12 protein-coding genes are annotated in these 16,199 nt (G+C 69.3%); 3 read left to right on the top strand and 9 right to left on the bottom strand.

The window, feature by feature from the left end; translation table 11 throughout:
• A partial coding sequence (locus tag KBX53_RS04345) for an acetylxylan esterase (protein ID WP_210857878.1) occupies window positions 1-676 on the top strand: 676 nt, incomplete at its 5' end.
• A gap of 9 nt (window positions 677-685) precedes the next feature.
• Here the strand turns inward: KBX53_RS04345 and KBX53_RS04340 are convergent.
• The 9 genes from KBX53_RS04340 to KBX53_RS04305 all read right to left on the bottom strand — a co-directional run bounded on the left by KBX53_RS04340 (window position 686) and on the right by KBX53_RS04305 (window position 14,471).
• Window positions 686-4,366, bottom strand: coding sequence for a hypothetical protein (locus KBX53_RS04340; protein ID WP_210857877.1), 3,681 nt, complete (start codon window positions 4,364-4,366; stop codon window positions 686-688).
• A gap of 459 nt (window positions 4,367-4,825) precedes the next feature.
• Window positions 4,826-6,097, bottom strand: a complete 1,272-nt coding sequence (locus tag KBX53_RS04335) for an endo-1,4-beta-xylanase (protein ID WP_247675094.1) — start codon at window positions 6,095-6,097, stop codon at window positions 4,826-4,828.
• A gap of 114 nt (window positions 6,098-6,211) precedes the next feature.
• Window positions 6,212-7,537: a PHB depolymerase family esterase gene (locus KBX53_RS04330; RefSeq protein WP_210857875.1), complete on the bottom strand. Its 1,326-nt coding sequence runs from the start codon at window positions 7,535-7,537 to the stop codon at window positions 6,212-6,214.
• Window positions 7,538-7,843: 306 nt separating this feature from the next.
• Window positions 7,844-9,982 (bottom strand): alpha-glucuronidase, encoded by a 2,139-nt coding sequence (locus tag KBX53_RS04325; RefSeq protein WP_309140708.1) that lies wholly within the window; start codon window positions 9,980-9,982, stop codon window positions 7,844-7,846.
• A complete protein-coding gene (locus KBX53_RS36820) occupies window positions 9,979-10,113 on the bottom strand; it encodes a hypothetical protein (RefSeq protein WP_256443313.1) in 135 nt (44 codons plus the stop codon). Before KBX53_RS36820 ends, KBX53_RS04325 begins: the two co-directional genes overlap by 4 nt.
• Window positions 10,110-10,799 (bottom strand): DUF624 domain-containing protein, encoded by a 690-nt coding sequence (locus KBX53_RS04320; RefSeq protein ID WP_210857874.1) that lies wholly within the window; start codon window positions 10,797-10,799, stop codon window positions 10,110-10,112. Before KBX53_RS04320 ends, KBX53_RS36820 begins: the two co-directional genes overlap by 4 nt.
• Window positions 10,800-10,883: 84 nt before the next feature.
• Window positions 10,884-12,521, bottom strand: a complete 1,638-nt coding sequence (locus KBX53_RS04315) for an extracellular solute-binding protein (RefSeq protein WP_210857873.1) — start codon at window positions 12,519-12,521, stop codon at window positions 10,884-10,886.
• A gap of 52 nt (window positions 12,522-12,573) precedes the next feature.
• Window positions 12,574-13,485: a carbohydrate ABC transporter permease gene (locus KBX53_RS04310; protein WP_309140707.1), complete on the bottom strand. Its 912-nt coding sequence runs from the start codon at window positions 13,483-13,485 to the stop codon at window positions 12,574-12,576.
• Entirely contained in the window at window positions 13,482-14,471 is a 990-nt protein-coding gene (locus KBX53_RS04305) for a sugar ABC transporter permease (RefSeq protein WP_030338250.1), read from the bottom strand. The genes KBX53_RS04310 and KBX53_RS04305 overlap by 4 nt, the downstream gene beginning before the upstream one ends.
• Before the next feature lie 297 nt (window positions 14,472-14,768).
• On the opposite strand from KBX53_RS04305, the gene KBX53_RS04300 reads away from it, so the two are divergent.
• A complete protein-coding gene (locus tag KBX53_RS04300; protein ID WP_210857871.1) occupies window positions 14,769-15,806 on the top strand; it encodes a LacI family DNA-binding transcriptional regulator in 1,038 nt (345 codons plus the stop codon).
• A 21-nt stretch (window positions 15,807-15,827) separates the two neighbouring features.
• Window positions 15,828-16,199: acetylxylan esterase (locus KBX53_RS04295; protein WP_210857870.1), on the top strand; the 372-nt coding region annotated here is incomplete at its 3' end.

The raw sequence follows: 16,199 nt of genomic DNA, 5'->3' as shown, positions 1-16,199 counted from the left end.
CGCCGGGGACACCCCCGACCCGCACGGCGCGCCCGGCGGGCCCGCGCCGGTCACCTGGGGGGTCCTCGATCCGCGGACCTACCACTACCGCCGCCTGATCACCGACGCGGTCCGGGCGGTCGCGGCGGTCCGGGCGCTGCCCGGGGTCGACGGCGACCAGGTCAGCGTGGTCGGCAACAGCCAGGGTGGCGGCCTCGCCCTGGCGGTGGCCGGTCTCGTCGACGACCTCAGCGCGGTGCTGACCACCGCCCCGTTCCTGTGCGACATGCGTCGCAGCGTCGCGCTCACCGATCTCGCGCCGTACGGCGAGATCGCCCGGTACCTGGCCGTGCACCGGGAGGCCGAGGAGGCGGTCTGGCGCACGCTGTCCTACGTCGACGGCGTGAGCTTCGCCCGCCGAGCGACGGCCCCGGCGCATTTCGGGGTCGGCCGGCGCGACACCGTCTGCCCACCGCGAACGGCCTTCGCCGCCTACAACCACTACGGCGCCGCGAACGGCAGGCCGGTCCCACCCGAACGCGAGATGCACGTCTACCCGTTCAACGGTCACGAGGGCGGCGAGGCCGTACACGTCCGGCGTCAGCTGCGCTGGCTGGGCTCGGTGTTGCGCCCAGCCCGGTACCGCCGGGCACATCCGCTCGTCGACCGGACGCCACGGCGCGCACCGACACCGTGAGTGTGCTGCTCACGGCTCCAGCAGGCGCTGGACCGGAGCACACGCACGGCAGGGCCAGACGCGTACGGTGCCGTCGTCGTGGGTCGAGACGAGCCGCTCGCCGTCCGGGCTGAAGTCCACGGTCTCCACGGACGCCCCGAACCCGTCGAAGGTCACCGACTGCGCGGTCTCCGACGCGCGCCACAGGCGGGCGGTGCCGTCCTTGCCGGCGCTGAGCACCCACCGCCCGTCCGGGCTGAACGACACGTGCCAGACGGGGCCCTCGTGGCCTCGCAACACCATCGGCGCGACGCCGCTGGTGATGGAGTGGATCTGCACTGTGCCGTCGAAGCCGGCGCTGACGACCCGTTCTCCGTCCGGGCTGAAGGCCACGGCCCAGACCAGCCCTTCGTGACCGGGAAGGAGCAGCGGGTCGGCCGCGCCGAGGGCGTCCCAGATCCGCAGGGTGCCCTCCGCGCCGGCGGTGGCGACCTTCGTGCCGTCGGGGCTGAAGGCGGCGTACCGGATCTCCTCGGCGACCCGATGGACCACCGGGCCGCGCTGGCCGGTCAGGTCCCAGATGCGCAGGCTCCGGTCGTTGCTGACACTGGCCAGGCGACGGCCGTCAGGGCTGAAGTCGGCGGTCCACGCCTGTTTCTCGTGCCCGCGCAGCACCACCGGATCGTCTCTGCCGGCAAGGTCCCACACCCGTACCGTCCCGTCGCTGCCGCCGGTTGCCACCCGCGTGCCGTCCGGGCTGACCGTGAGGCCGTAGACGTCGCCGTCGTGGCGGCCGAGCAGCCGAGGCTCGTCGGGCGCGGCCAGGTTCCAGACCCGCACCGTGCCGTCCTCGCCGCCGCTGACCACCCGCTGCCCGTCCGGGGTGAACGCGGCGGACCAGGAGGCCTTGTCGTGGCCGCGCAGGATCACCCGTTCGCTGCCCGGGTCCCAGACCCGCACCGTGCCGTCGTCGGCGGCGGTCACCAGCCGCGATCCGTCCGGACTGAACGCCACCGCCCAGACCCGGTTGGTGTGACCGCGCAGCACCAGCGGGTCGCCAGCGCCGTCGGCGTTCCAGATCCGCACGGTCAGGTCGTCGCTGGTGGTCGCGATCCACTGTTCGTCCGGGCTCAGCGCGAGCCCTTCCACTGTGCCCTCATGCCCCCGCAACACCACCGGAGCGGTCGACCCGGTCAGCGACCACACCCACGCCGTACCATCGCTGCTGGAGCAGGCCAGGCGGCTGCCGTCGCGGCTGAACACCAGTGTCCTGGTGGCCGTGCGCGGCCCGGTCAGCGTCGTTGCGGCGGATCGGTCGGCCAGATCCCAGAGCCGCACCGTCGCGTCGTGGCCGCTGCTGGCCAACTGCCGCCCGTCCGGGCTGAACGCCACACCCACAGCGACCTTGGTGTGCCCCCGCAGCACCACCGGTCGAGCGCCGCCGCGGGCATCCCAGACCCGGACGGTGGTGTCCTCGCCGGCACTGGCAACCAGCCGTCCATCGGGGCTGAACGCCACGCCCCACACCGGGCCCTCGTGCCCGCGCAGGACGATCGGCCCAGCGGTCGCGTCGACCTGCCAGATCCGGACCGTACCGTCCGAGCCGGCGGTGACCAGCCGCTTCCCGTCCGGGCTGAACACCGGGCTCCAGAGCTGCCCGTCGGGTCCGCCGGGGAGAGCCAGGCCCGGCCCGGAGACGCCGCGCCCGGTCCAGGTCCACACCCGCACCTCGCCGTCCGTCCCGGTGGCAGCCACCCGCTGCCCGTCCGGACTGAACGCCACGCCCAGGGCCTTCTTGCTGCTCATCGGCACGATCGCCTGGAGCCGGTCGTTGACGGCCGCCTGGCGGAGCACCATCTCAGCGTCGAGAGTCGGGCGTACGGTCAGCGCGCGCTTGGCGAGCCGTTGGGCCTGTCGCGGATCGATCTGCAGTTGGTTGCCGGCCTCGACCGTCAGCTGCCGAGCAACAGCGAGGTCCCGTTCGGCCGCCGCCCGGTTCGCCTGCACCAGAGCCACCGCCGCGAGGACGCTCACCACCACAACGATTGCCGCGAGCCCGGTCAGTGCCACCCGGGTCCGCCGCCGTCGGGCCGAACGGCGCCGGGCCTCCCGGGCCCGGCTGGCCTCCAGAAAGTCCCGTTCCAGGTCACTGAGGTCCAGCACCCGGTGGGCTCCCCAGAGCGCCAACTGAACCCCCCGGTACAGGAACCCGTCGGCGCGGTGATGCCGATGCCACTCGGCGGCGGCCTCCGTCAGCCTGCGGTGGGACCGCAACAGCTCCCGATCTTCGGTCAGCCAGCGGCGCAGCCGGGGCCACTCCTGGATCAGGGCCTCGTGGGCCACCATGACGCCCTTCTCGTCCGCGGTGACCAGGCGCGCGGCCGTCAACCGACCCAGCACCCCGGCCGCGGCCAACGGGTCGGCGCCGCCCACCAGCTCGGCGAGGGGGGCCCGACGTCGGGTGTCCTCGGTGCCGTCACCGAGGGCGGTCAGCCGCAGGAAGATGTCCCGGGCCAGCCCGCGCTGCCCCTCGTCGAACTGCGCGTACACCCCTTCGGCGGTCCGGGTGATGGCACCGTTCACGCCGCCCGACTCGCGATAGTGGGCCAGCGTGATCCGCTTGCCCTGGCGCAGGCGTGACGTTTCCAGCAGCGCGTGGGACAGCAGCGGCAGTGCCCCCGTCTGACCGCCGACGTCGGCCACGGCCATCTCCACCAGCGCCGGATCCACCTGCAACCCGGCCCGCTCGGCCGGGCCGGTGATCGTCCGGCGCAGATCCTCGTCGTCCATCGGGCCGACCAACAGTTGGTGCTCGTGCAGGGCCGCCACCAGGGCCGGGTAGGCCGCGCACCGACCATAGAAGTCGGCCCGCACCCCCAGCACCACACGCGCCCTGGGAAGATCCGCCGCGGCGAGCAGCGCCGCGATGAAGCCCGATCGCTCCTCCTCGTCGCGGCAGAGCGTGAAGAGCTCCTCGAACTGGTCCACCACGATGAGCAGGTGTGCGACCGACGGACGGGAGTCGAGAATCCGCTCGATCGTCGCGCGGATGTTCGCCGGATCCTCGATCAGCTCGCTCTGGACCGTGCCGCGCGCCAGGTCCTGTCCATTCACGAGCTGAGTCGCGAGTTCCTCGACCGGGTGTTCGCCGGGGGTCATCAGCACAGTGGCCCAGGCGGGCTGGCCCTTCCCGGGATTCTCCGCCACTGCCGCCAGCAGGCCGGCGCGGAGCAGTGATGATTTGCCCGCACCAGACGGGGCGAAAACAGCGACGAACCGCAGACGGGTGAGCATTTCACACAGTTGAGCCACCATGCGCTCGCGTCCGAAGAACCATTCTGAGTCCTCCGGCTGAAAGGCCGCCATTCCCCAGTACGGCCCCCGGCTGACCTCCGTCGTCTCGGCGGACGCCACGCTGGCGATCAAACTGTGCCACCGCTCGGTCCACTCGGCCAGATCGCCGTCGCACGCGGCCACGTACGCGAGTGTCACCTGAAGGCTCGGCACGGTCTCGCCGCTGGCCGCCTTCGCCAGGGTGGTCACCGAGAAGTGGGCCCGTCTGGCCAGTTGGCGGTACGTCGGCGTCCCCGCCTTCGCCCGCAGTTTCCGCAGGTCGAGCGCGAATCGCTCCAGCTCACCCGCCTCCGGGTCGAGCGGCCGCTCAGGTCTACCCACGTTGTCCCCCGTCGAAGAGTTGTTTGTCAGTCTCACGACATGATTGGCAAACAATCCATGGGGGACTATATCTAGTTTCGTGATCGCCGATCGGTGACTGTCAGATAGCAGCCATCGTACGACGAGGTGTGTGGGCGCCTTCGACAGGCAACGCGATCGGCGGCACGGAGGAGAACGGGGAGGGCGGTGTGACGCGCGCCAGAAACGGCATCGGCGTTGTTACCGACAACACTGGTGACCGTCCTGGGATCGGGGGGCGTCACACGGTCCTGAATAGACGGGGGGGTCTTTATTCAGCGACGCACATGATCGTTTTCTCGGATTCGTCGACGCTGTCAGCGCGTACCTCGAACGACCGGATCGACAAAGTCTGGGCCTGCGCCTCTCGGCCGCGGCGACGCCGGGCGGCTGCTCGGCCAGCGGTCGGAAAGTGATCGGACCGGCTGATGGGGCGGCGACGGATTCCGTCGCCGCCCCATCAGGGTGCGCCGCTGGTCAGGAGGCGGTGCAGGACTGGACCACCGGGCGGTTCCAGTTGCCGTTGGCCATTGTGGTGAAGCCGAAGGAGTTGCCGCTGCCGTTCGACCGCATGGTCATGACGTTCCCGCTGCTGTCCCAGGTCGGGCTGCCGTTCCAGGTGCTGGAGATCTTCTGGGGCGAGGTGACGGCGACCACGACGGTCCAGCTGCTCGCGCCGCTGACGGTGACCGTGCTGTTGAACCGGTCGCCCCACCGGGTGCCGTCCTGCAGGGTCGCGGTGCAGCTGCCGCCGGGCGGGTTGGTCGGCGGAGTCGTGGGCGGGTTCGTCGGCGGATCGGTCGGCGTGGTGCCGTTGTTCAACGCCGCGAGGACGGCGTCGTACGCTGCCTTCTTCTGACCACTGTTGTTGAACAGCAACGGGGTCTGCGACGCCCGCCACGAGTCACTGTCCCGGATGCCCCACACCGTGACGCCGTTGCACCGGGCCACGGCCAGGCAGTCCTCCACCACAGCGCGGTAGGTGTTCGCCGGTGCGCCCTGGATGTCCAGCTCGGTCACCTGCACGTCGACACCGAGAGCCGCGAAGCTCGACAGCGTGGTGCGGTAGTTGCTGTTGTAGGGCGAGTCGTTGTTGAAGTGCGACTGGAACCCGACACAGTCGATCGGCACACCACGCGACTTGAAGTCGCGCACCATGTTGTACACGGCCTGCGTCTTCGCGTGCGTCCAGTTGTCGGTGTTGTAGTCGTTGTAGCACAACTTCGCGTTCGGATCCGCCGCGTCCGCCGCCCGGAACGCCGCCTCGATCCAGTCATTGCCCGTACGCTGCAAATTCGAGTCACGACGCGCACCCGAACTACCATCGGCGAACGCCTCGTTCACCACATCCCACGCCACCACCTGACCCCGGAAGTGCGTCGCCACCTGCGTCACATGATTGAGCATCGCCTGCCGCAACGCACTACCACTCATGCTCTGCATCCAACCCGGCTGCTGCGAATGCCACGCCAACGTGTGACCCCGCACGCTCATACCCCGAGACCGCGCATGACTGACAATCTGATCCGCGGCACCGTAACTGAACCGACCCTGCTGCGGCTCCGTCGCGTCGATCTTCATCTCATTCTCAGGCGTCACCGAATTGAACTCACGGTTCAAAATCGTCGTGTACGCACTATCAGACAACTTGTTCGCCGCCACCGCCGTACCGAAATACCGCCCCTTCTCCGCGGCCGACGCGCCGAGCGTCGTACCGGCGGCGGCCGGCGCGGTCATGAACAGCGCCATACCGGCGGCGAGGGCCCCCGCGCTGGTCAGCGCGATGGCGGCTCTCGATGCCGCCTTCCATCTCGCATTTCTCATCGTGTGACTCCTTCTCGGGTGGTGGGGTGGAAGGGGAAATCAGGACACCGAACAGGCGGCACCGTTGAGTGCGAACGAAGCGGGCTTGCCGGTGCCGCCCTCATGCGTGGCCTGGAAGCCGATCTCGACCGACGCGTTCGGGGCGATGGTGCCGTTGTAGGAGACGTTGCGGGCGGTCACCGCACCGCTCGTCGGCGCGTACTGGGCGTTCCAGCCGCCGGTGATGCGCTGCCCGCTGGGCAGGGTGAAGGTCAGCGCCCAGCCGTTCACGGCGGTGGTGCCGGTGTTGGTGATGGCCACACTCGCGGTGAGGCCGTTGTTCCAGGCGTTGACCGTGTAGCCGACCCGGCAGGCACCCTCGCTCGGCGGCGGGGTCGTCGGCGGCGTTGTGGTCGGGGGTGGGGTGGTGGGGGGCGGAGTGGTCGGGGGCGGAGTGGTCGGCGGTGCGGTCCCGTCCAGCCCGAAGAAGCGGATCACCTGCGCGGCGTCGACCGGAAGGTTGTGCGTGACACCCTGCATGCTGATCGCCTCGACCGGCGCCATCGGGCCGCTGCTGCCGTACCGGGTGCGGGTGTAGCCGGACTGCGGGGAGTCGGTGTACGTCGGGGTCTGGCTCAGCCCGTGCACGTTGGTCCACTGCTTGACCTGCTCACCGAAGTTCGGGTAGCGCAGCGTCTCATCGTTGGTGCCGTGCCAGATCTGCATCCGGGGTCGCTGTCCGGTGTAGCCGGGGTACGCCTCCCGGATCAGGTCACCCCACTGCTGCGCGGTCCGGATGAGTTGCCCGTTCGCGCACTGGCTGTTCCACTCCGAGGTGCCGCCGGTGGCGAAACAGGCGAACGGCACCCCGGCGAACGAGGCGCCCGCCGCGAACACGTCCGGGTAGTCACCCAGCATGACGTTGGTCATCATCGCGCCGGACGAGGTGCCGGTGGCGAAGATCCGCGCGGGGTCGGCGGAGTAGCGCTGCTTCACGTAGTCGACCATGGACATCAGCCCGACCGGGTCGCTGCCGCCGCCACGGCGCAACGCCTGCGGCGAGTAGACGTCCCAGCACTTGCTGCTGCGGGTTGCCGACGGGTAGATCACGATGAACCCGTACCGGTCCGCCAGGGATGCGTACTGCGTGCCCGAGTGGAACGCGGGGCCCGTCCCGGTGCAGTAGTGCATCGCCAGGAGAATCGCCGGTCGGGTCGCCACCCGGTCCGGGACGTACAGGTGCATCTGCAGGTTGGTGGGGTTGGTGCCGAAGTTGATCACCTGCGTGAGCGTCGCCGCCGACGCGGGGGTGGCGAGCGTCAGCGCGGCGGCGGCCAACGTCACGGCAGCCATGACGACGCCGAGCATTCTCGTCTTGAGTGTCATCGTCGCGATCCCTTGCGAAAAAAGGCGCGTGGAAGGGGACTTGAGTCGAGGACTGCCCTTCGCCCGACCTTGACCGCGGCTCGCGTGACCATGTCAGCTTCAATCGAGCACGTTCGATTGTCAAGACTTCCGGAAACCTTTCGCCGCAACGGTTCCGGCGGCCACCTGCGCTACCACCGGTATCGACCGGCATGATCAGCGACTACAGGTCGCGAGAAATTACCGGGACATTATCGGTACGCGCAGACCCCGGTGAGCGCGAGGTGACCGACGGCCCGACCGGGTGGTCGGGCCGTCGGTCGCCGCTCAGTAGATGTCCCGCCCTCGCTCGTCCGGCACCCCGGACTTGCGGAAGAAGTACGTGTTGATCTGGTCGCGCCACTCGGTGGCACACCGCACCTGCTCCTCCAGGCGTTCGGCGACCCGCTCGTACACGCTCGGGTCGATCATGCCGTTGAGCCGCTGCCACCGTCGCCGCATCGCCGTCACCTCCTCCACCCCCGCGAAGTGGGTGTCGTAGATGTGCTGGATGACCGTCGAGCCGCTGTGCAGCACATGCCCGTACGGCACGTGGTGGAAGAAGAGCAACAGCTCGTCGGGGCAGCTCTCGGGTGACTCGTACACCTGCGCCCAGTACGGCGGGTACTGGCCGGTGAAACCGGTGCCCGACGCGCGGCTGCGGTCCACGCCGACGCCGTCGCGGTCGGCGAAGTGGTAGGTGCCCCACCGCGTGTACTCGTACCCGTCGACGCCGGGGCCGTAGTGGTCGCCGGGGTTGACCATGAAGCCGACGCCCAGCGGGGCGGTGTAGCGCTCGTAGGTGCGCCACGAGTCGTCCATGATCTCGTGCAGGGTACGCCGCACCAGCTCCGCGTCGGCGGTCGCCGACGGCGGGAAGGTCAGCGTGATCCACTCGTCGAGGATCGCCGTCGGGTCCCGCCGCGGGTCCCAGGCCAGCCGGCCGAACGTGTACAGGTTGGCCTGCGCCAACGGATGCCCGGTCCAGAACGGGTCGTCGCCGACGTTGGCGACGGCGACCATCCCGCCGCCCGCCCCCGCCTCCCCGGTGACCACGTCGGCGATCGTCCGCCCGCCGGGCCCCCAGGGGGCGAAGCTGAGCACCTCACTCCACCACGGGCCGAGGTGGCAGACGTGCCGCTGCTGGCCCGAGTACTCCTGGGTGACCTGCAACTCCACCGCCAACCGGGTCGCCGGCATCGCGGCGAGCACCGGTGAGATCGGCTCCCGCGTCTGGAAGTCCACCGGACCGAACTTCACCTGGACGACCACGTTGGTGCGGAAGCGCCCGTCGAGCGGGGCGAAGTGATCGTAGGCGGCCCGCGCCCGGTCGGTGGACCGGTCCCGCCAGTCCTGGTGGTGGTTGTAGACGAACGCCCGCCAGTGCACCACTCCCCCGTGCGGGGCGAGCGCCTCGGCCAGCAGGTTCGCGCCGTCGGCGTGGTCACGGCCGTACGTGAACGGGCCCGGTTGTCCCTCCGAGTCGGCCTTCACCAGGTAACCGCCGAAGTCCGGGATGCGCTCGTACACCCGCCGGGTGGTCGCGGCCCACCAGACCCGCACGTTTTCGTCGAGGGGGTCGGCGGTCGACAGGCCACCGAGGAGCACCGGCGCGGCGAAGCTGACCGACAGGTGCACCCGGATGCCGTAGCGGCGCAGCACGTCCGCGATCTCGGCCACGTCACCGAGCCGTTCGGTGAGCAGCAGCGCCTCGGTGCGGGCCACGTTGACGTTGTTCACCGAGATCGCGTTGACCCCGCAGGACGCCAACAGCCGCGCGTACTCCCGCACCCGGTCCAGGTCGCCGCGCGAACGGCCGTCCCGCCAGAAGATCGAACCGCCGGCGTACCCCCGTTCGACCTGGCCCATCACCGGGTGCACAGCGACGTTGTCCCAGTGGTTCAGCATCCGCCGGCGCAGCGCCGGCCGGTGCCACTCCGGCGGGCGGGCCGGGTCGAAGGCCGCCGCGCAGAGCCGGACCACGTGGAAGAGCCCGTACAGCAGGCCGGCCGGCGCGTCGGCCAGCACCACCGTCACGTCACCGGCCCGCGCCAACACGAAACCCTCGTCGCCGAGCGTCTCGCCGTCGCCCAGCTCGACCAGCGCCGCCTCACCGGCGGCACGGGCCGCCTCGACCGACGGGTTGGGCAGCTCAGCGGCGTCGCGCAGGGCGAGCACCAGGTCGACGTCGACGTCCCAGGACGGGGAGTGCCACACCAGCCCGCCGTAGCGCGCGCAGGCCCGTGAGACCTCGTCGAGGACGGTGTCGACGAGCAACCCCTCGCCGTGCAGGAGGACGCGGCGCGCACCGAGCGACCGGAACGCCTCCGGGGGCAACCAGGCCGGGTGGACCCGCGGCCCGTCACCATCCATCGGCTCGTCGACGAACATCAACTGCTCCAGGTCCACTGACTCTTCGGCGTTCACCGGTCTCCCTCCAGCACGACGACCCGGTACGCCGGCAGTCGCGGGGTGGCGAGCGCCGACGGCGGTTCGGTCTCCTGTCGCGGGTTGTCGTCGCCCCCGAAGGGCACCGTGGCGCTCAGGGGCAGGCTCATGTCGTGAACTCCTTCCGAATCAGGTGGATCATCGGCTCGCTGACGCGCAGGAACGCCAGGGCGGCGATCGACGCGAGCAGCGTCAGCACCGCCTCGGAGAGGACCGCGGTGACCCCGGCCGCCGCGGCCAGCAGCAGGACGTTCCCGACGGTGACCGCCGGGGTACGCACGAGGAAGTGCACCGCCAGTCGGAGCACGTCCCGGGTGCGGAAGTCGAACAGCGAGGTGATCACCAGGGCGTTGGCCGCGCCGAGTGTCACCGCCACCGCGATCAGCACCAACGGCACCGTCCACCAGGTCGCCAGGCCGACCGCGTCCCGGTAGGCGAGGTTCAGGGCGAGCACGGCCAACCACAGCAGCGTCGGCACCCAGATGCGCAGCACCCCGAACGCGTTCGCTCGGTAGCCGCGCCAGAACACCGCGGCCGGGCGCAGGTCGGTCAGGTCGGTTCGCTGGTGGCGCAGGACGTACAGGGCGGCGGAGAGGGCCGGACCGACAGGTACCAGGAGGAGCGCGACCAGCGGCAGGTTGCTGGGGTCGCGGTCCAGCAGCAGCAACGGGAGCAGGCCGGGCGCTGTGGTGAGCAGCAGGAGCAGTTCGACCACGAGCAGGATGTAGACGCGTGAGGTGATCCGCGACAGTGGTCCGTCGCCGAACTGTCGCCAGGTCTGGGCCGCGCCACTCACTGTCGTTTCCTCTGATCGTCCGACCGGTGCTCACGACGAGGTCCGGTCGGGCCGCGACTGGCCGCCCGACCCGGACCTCGCTGATCAGCCGTTGTTCTTCTGGAACCGCTCGTACGCCTTGTTGACCAGCTCGATGTACTGGTCGGAGTTCTTGGCCTTCAGCTCCGCCACGTACGCGTCCCACTCGGCGAGCGGCCGCTGGCCGAGGGCGAACTTCAGCGTGTTCTGGGTGACGAAGTCCTTCAGCGGCGTCTCCCAGAGCGACACCTGCTCGCGCTCCTCGTCGGTCAACGGGGCCGGCGGAGGCACCATCCGCGGGGCACGCGCGTCCATCACCTTCTGGAACTCCAGCTCCTCCGGGGAGAAGAACCCGCGGACCAGGTCGGGGCTGCCGCCGTAGGCGAAGACGCCGTTCTGGAAGCCGAAGTCCTTCTGCAGGTGCTTGGGCGCCTTCGGGTTGAGGCCGAGGAAGTCGACGCCAGGGTTGAGCGTGCGCTTCCCGGAGGCGTCCTTGGTGAAGGTGGTGCCCTCGACGCCCCAGCGGGCGAACTCCAGGCCGGCGTCCGAGTACCACAACCAGTCGATGAACTGCATCATGGCCACGAAGTTCTTGCTCTCCCGGGCCTTCGTGGAGATCATGATGCCGTTCTCCAGCCGGGGGAACGGGTTGACCTCGCCGGCCGGGCCGACCGGCAGCGGGATCTTGGCCATCTTCGCGTTCGGCAGGGTCTTGGCCAGGTCGGGCCGGTGGTTGTTGACCAGCGTCTGCGCGTTTCCGGTGACCACGAAGGACTTGCCGTTGGCGAGCTTCTGCCGGGCCTGGTCGTCGGTCTGGGTGAAGCTCTCCGGGTCGAGCAGGCCCTCGGCGACGAGCTTGTGCAGGAAGGTGACCATCTGCTTGTACTGCTCGGACGCTCCGGTGTAGGTGAACTTCTTCGCCGCCGGGTCCCAGGTGGCGTGCTGGTAGTCCCAGCCCGCCTGGGTGCCGTGGGCCGAGCCGAGGATGTTCAGCAACGCGCCGGTCGGGTTCGGCTTGCTGAAGAGGTCGGAGTACGGGTAGACGTTCGGGTACTTCGCCTTCATCGCCTTGAGTACGGCGTACAGGTCGTCCCAGGTCTTCGGCGTCGGCAGGTTGAGTTCCTGCATGATGTCGGTGCGCACCAGCACCGTGTAGTCCTGCGTGGGCTTCTCGTGCAGCCCGGGCAGCAGGTAGAACTTACCGTCGGCCTGCCGCAGGTTGTCGATCTCCGGCTTGAGGTTCCACTTGGCGATCTTGTCCTTGAGGTTGGGCATCAGGTCCAGGTAGTCGCTCACCGGAAGGATCGCCCCGGAGGCCACGAACGCGTTCTCCTGCGGGTGGTACGTCTTCGGGATGATCAGCGGCGCGTCCCCGGCGCCGATCAGCAGGCTGCGTTTCTGCTCGTAGTCGCTCAGCGGCACGGCCACCGGTTCGATGGTGACGTTGGTCCGCTTCGTCAACTCGGACCAGAACAGCCAGTCCTCCTTGAGCGGGTAGAACGTGTGGTTGTTGTAGAGGGTGGAGAACGAGAGCGCCTCGCTGGCCTTGAACTGGTCGCCGACGCCGTAGTCGGCCATCGCGCCGACCCGGTTCCCGGAGAGGTCCGTCGACTCACCGGGGTCCTCGGAACAGGCGGTGGTAAGGGAGAGCGCGAGCAGACCCGCGGTGGCTACCGCCACGCGGCGCCACGTCTTGTGGAGCATGGCTCGTCCTTTCGATGGTGGGTTCGGAGGTGCCGCGGTGCGACATTCGGCGTCATCCCTTGACCGCGCCGAGCATCACGCCGCGGACGAAGTACCGCTGGACGAAGGGGTAGACCGCCAGGATCGGCACTGTGGTGAGCACGATCGTCACGGCCTGGAGGGTGGCCGCGGCCTGCACAACGTCGGCGTCGGCAGCGCCGGACTGCTGTGCGTCGGTGGCGCCCGCGATGAGGTTGCGCAGGTAGACGGTGACCGGCAGCAGATCCTGCTGGTCCATGTAGAGGAACGCGGTGAACCACGAGTTCCAGAAGGAGACCGCGTAGAAGAGCACCATCGTCGCGATGATCGCCTTCGACAGCGGCAGCACGATCCGCAGCAGGATGCCGTACGTGTTCAGCCCGTCGACCGCCGCGGCCTCCTCCAACTCGGTCGGCAGACTCTCGAAGAACGCCTTCATCACCAGCAGGTTGAACACGCTGATGGCGTTGGGGACCACCACGGCCCAGATGGTGTTCTTCATCCCCAGGCTGCTGACCAGCACGTAGTTGGGAATCAGGCCACCGGAGAAGAACATGGTGAACAGCGCGACCCCGACGAGCACTCCGCGCCCCTTGAGCTGCGGCTTCGACAGCACGTACGCGTAACAGGTGGTCAGCACGATGGAGATGAGCGTGGCGACCACCGTGTACACCACCGTGTTGCGGTAGTTCGTCCAGAACAGCGAGTCCGACATCACCAGCTTGTACGCGGTCAGGTCGAACCCACGCGGGACGACGCTCACCTTGCCGGCGATGATGTACGCCTCTTCGCTGAGCGAGCGGGCCACGATGTTGAGGAACGGGTACAGCGTCACGACCACGACGCCGAGCAGGACCACCGTGTTGACGACGCGGAAGATCCGGTAACCCCGGCTGTCGTCCGGCCCGCGGGTCTTCGGGGCGTCGATCTTCGTACCGAAGGTCACCACAGGCTCGTCCCCACCGTGCGACGGGAGATGACGTTCGCCGACAGGACGAGGATCAGCCCGATCACCGCCTCGAAGAGACCGATGGCCGCCGCGTAGCTGAAGTTGCTCGACTGGAAGCCCATCCGGAACAGATAGGTGGAGACCACGTCGGCGGTCGGGTACGTCAACGGGTTGTAGAGCAGCAGGATCTTCTCGAACCCGACGGCCAGGAAGCTGCCGATGTTGAGGATCAGTAGGGTCATCATCGTCGGGCGGATGCCGGGCAACGTGATGTGCCAGGTTTGGCGCAGCCGGCCCGCGCCGTCGATCCGGGCTGCCTCGTACAGGTCCTCGTCGATGGTGGTGAGGGCGGCGAGGTAGAGGATCGTGCCCCAGCCGACCGTCTGCCAGACCTCGGACGAGACGTAGATGGTGCGGAACCACTCCGGTTTCTGCAGGAATGCCACCGGGTCGCCGCCGAACAGACTGACGAGTTGGTTGGCCGTGCCCTCGATCGAGGTCAGCTGCATGACCATCGCGGCCACGATCACGATCGACAGGAAGTGCGGCAGGTAGGAGACGGACTGGACGAACCGCTTGAAACGGCGGGCCCGGACCTCGTTGAGCAGCAGCGCCAGCACGATGGGCAGCGGAAAGCAGAACAGCAGGGTCAGTGCCCCGAGCACCAGGGTGTTGGTGAACACCTCCCAGAACGTCGGGTCGGTGAGGAACATCCGGAAGTAGCGCAGCCCGACCCAGTACTCACCGAAGATGCTGCCGCCCGGCTTGAACCGGCGGAAGGCGATTATGTTGCCGAGCATCGGCAGATACCGAAAGACCAGGAAGAACAGCAGCGGCAGAATGGCGAGGGAGTAGAGCTGCCAGTCCCGGCGCAGTGCCTGCCGCCAGCTTCGGCCACGTCGCGGTGGGCGCGGAGCAGGACTGCGCGCCTCCTGCGGTGAGCGCGGCGGCGCCGGCGGCGGTGGCCGCAGGGTGGATGTCATCCACGACCTCCTATGCCGACTGGGGAACAGCCCCGATCCGAAACTTCACGATCCGAAACTTTCCGGAAACCTGCGCAACCTTTTCGGCAACCTAAGTGCCCCATCGATGCCTGTCAAGAGTCTCAATCGGACCACCAGGCATTGTTTCCTGCACACGGTGACCCTGAGATCGGCGTTCCGTCGTCGACGGGCCGCGCGACGACCCACCAATGGGCACGCCGACGGCGAGACCGACTGGCGTGAATGTCGCATCATGTTAAGGTCGGCCGAAACTTTCGGATGTTGTATGGGGCTGCGATGACAGAGCACCGCCCGCTCGGCCCACCCGCCTCCACCACCATCGCGACCATCGCCAACGATGTCGGCGTCTCGGTCGCGACCGTTTCCAAGGTCCTCAACGGACGCGGCGACGTCGCCCCCGGCACCAGAGCCCGGGTGGAGGCGAGCCTCGACCGCCACCAGTACCAGCGCCGCGCCCGGCGACACGCGACCAGCGGCGGTCGGGTGGGCCTCGTCTTCCACGAGTTCGACACGGGCTGGGCGATGGAGATCCTGCGGGGCGTCGAGGCGGTGACCTCCGCCGCCGGCATCGGGCAGACGCTCGCCCAACTCGACGGCGCGCACCGACCGCCGGCACGCTGGCTGGAGGCGTTACTCGCCGACCGCCCGCTGGGTGTGGTGTTCGTCCTCTCCCACCTGGCCGAGGCGCAACAGCAGCACCTGCGTCGGCAGGGCATACCGTTCGTCGTCGTCGACACCGACAGCGCGACCTCGGCCTCCGTGCCCACCGTCGGGTCGAACAACTGGAACGGCGGCCTGCTCGCCGCTCGGCACCTGCTGGATCTGGGGCACCGCCGGATCGCCGTCATCTCCGGCCCACCCGAGGTGCTGTGCAGCCGCGCCCGCGCCGCCGGCTTCCAGTCGGCCCACGAGGAAGCCGGGCTGGTGCTCGACCGCGAGCTGATCCGCTACGGCAGTTTCTCCGCCGGAGCCGGGCACGCGCACGGGCTGCAACTGCTCCAGCGGCCGGACCGGCCCACGGCGATCTTCGCCGGGTCGGACATCCAGGCCATGGGGGTGCTCCGGGCCGCCCGCCAGTGCGGCCTGCGGGTGCCCGAGGACCTTTCGGTGATCGGCTACGACAACCTGCCGCTCTCCGCCTGGACCGACCCGGCCCTCACCACGATCAACCAGCCGTTGCGCGACATGGCCGGCATCGCCACCCAGATGCTGCTCGACCTGACGAGAGGGAACGAGCCGGCGACCAGCCGGATCGACCTGGTGACCGAGCTGGTCGTCCGGGAGAGCACCGCGCCACCGACACACCCGCACTGACCCCGGCCCCTGCGAGGACCCGTGCCCCACTGCGCCAACACCGTCGACGAGCTTCAGCGCTACGCGCCCGAGGTCGCCGAGCCCGCCGACTTCGACGAGTTCTGGCGGGACACGCTCGCCGAGGCGGCCACCGCGCCGGTGCTCGTCGACGTCCGTCCCGAGCCCACCGACCTGCCGCTGCTCGACTCCTGGGACGTCACGTTCGCCGGTTTCGGCGGTGACCCCGTACGCGCCTGGTACACCCGCCCGGCGGGGGTGCGGCAGCCGCTGCCGGCCGTGGTCGAGTACGCCGGCTACGGTCGCGGTCGCGGCCTTCCCCACGAACGGCTGACCTGGCCGGTGGCCGGGTACGCGCACCTGCTGATGGACAACCGGGGCCAGGCGGGCCAGTAC

The sequence above is a fragment of the Micromonospora sp. M51 genome, assembly GCF_018070305.1.
Taxonomy (GTDB): Bacteria; Actinomycetota; Actinomycetes; order Mycobacteriales; family Micromonosporaceae; genus Micromonospora; species Micromonospora parva.
Note: the sequence above shows the minus strand (reverse complement) of the source record. Positions and strands in the feature narration are given on the sequence as shown.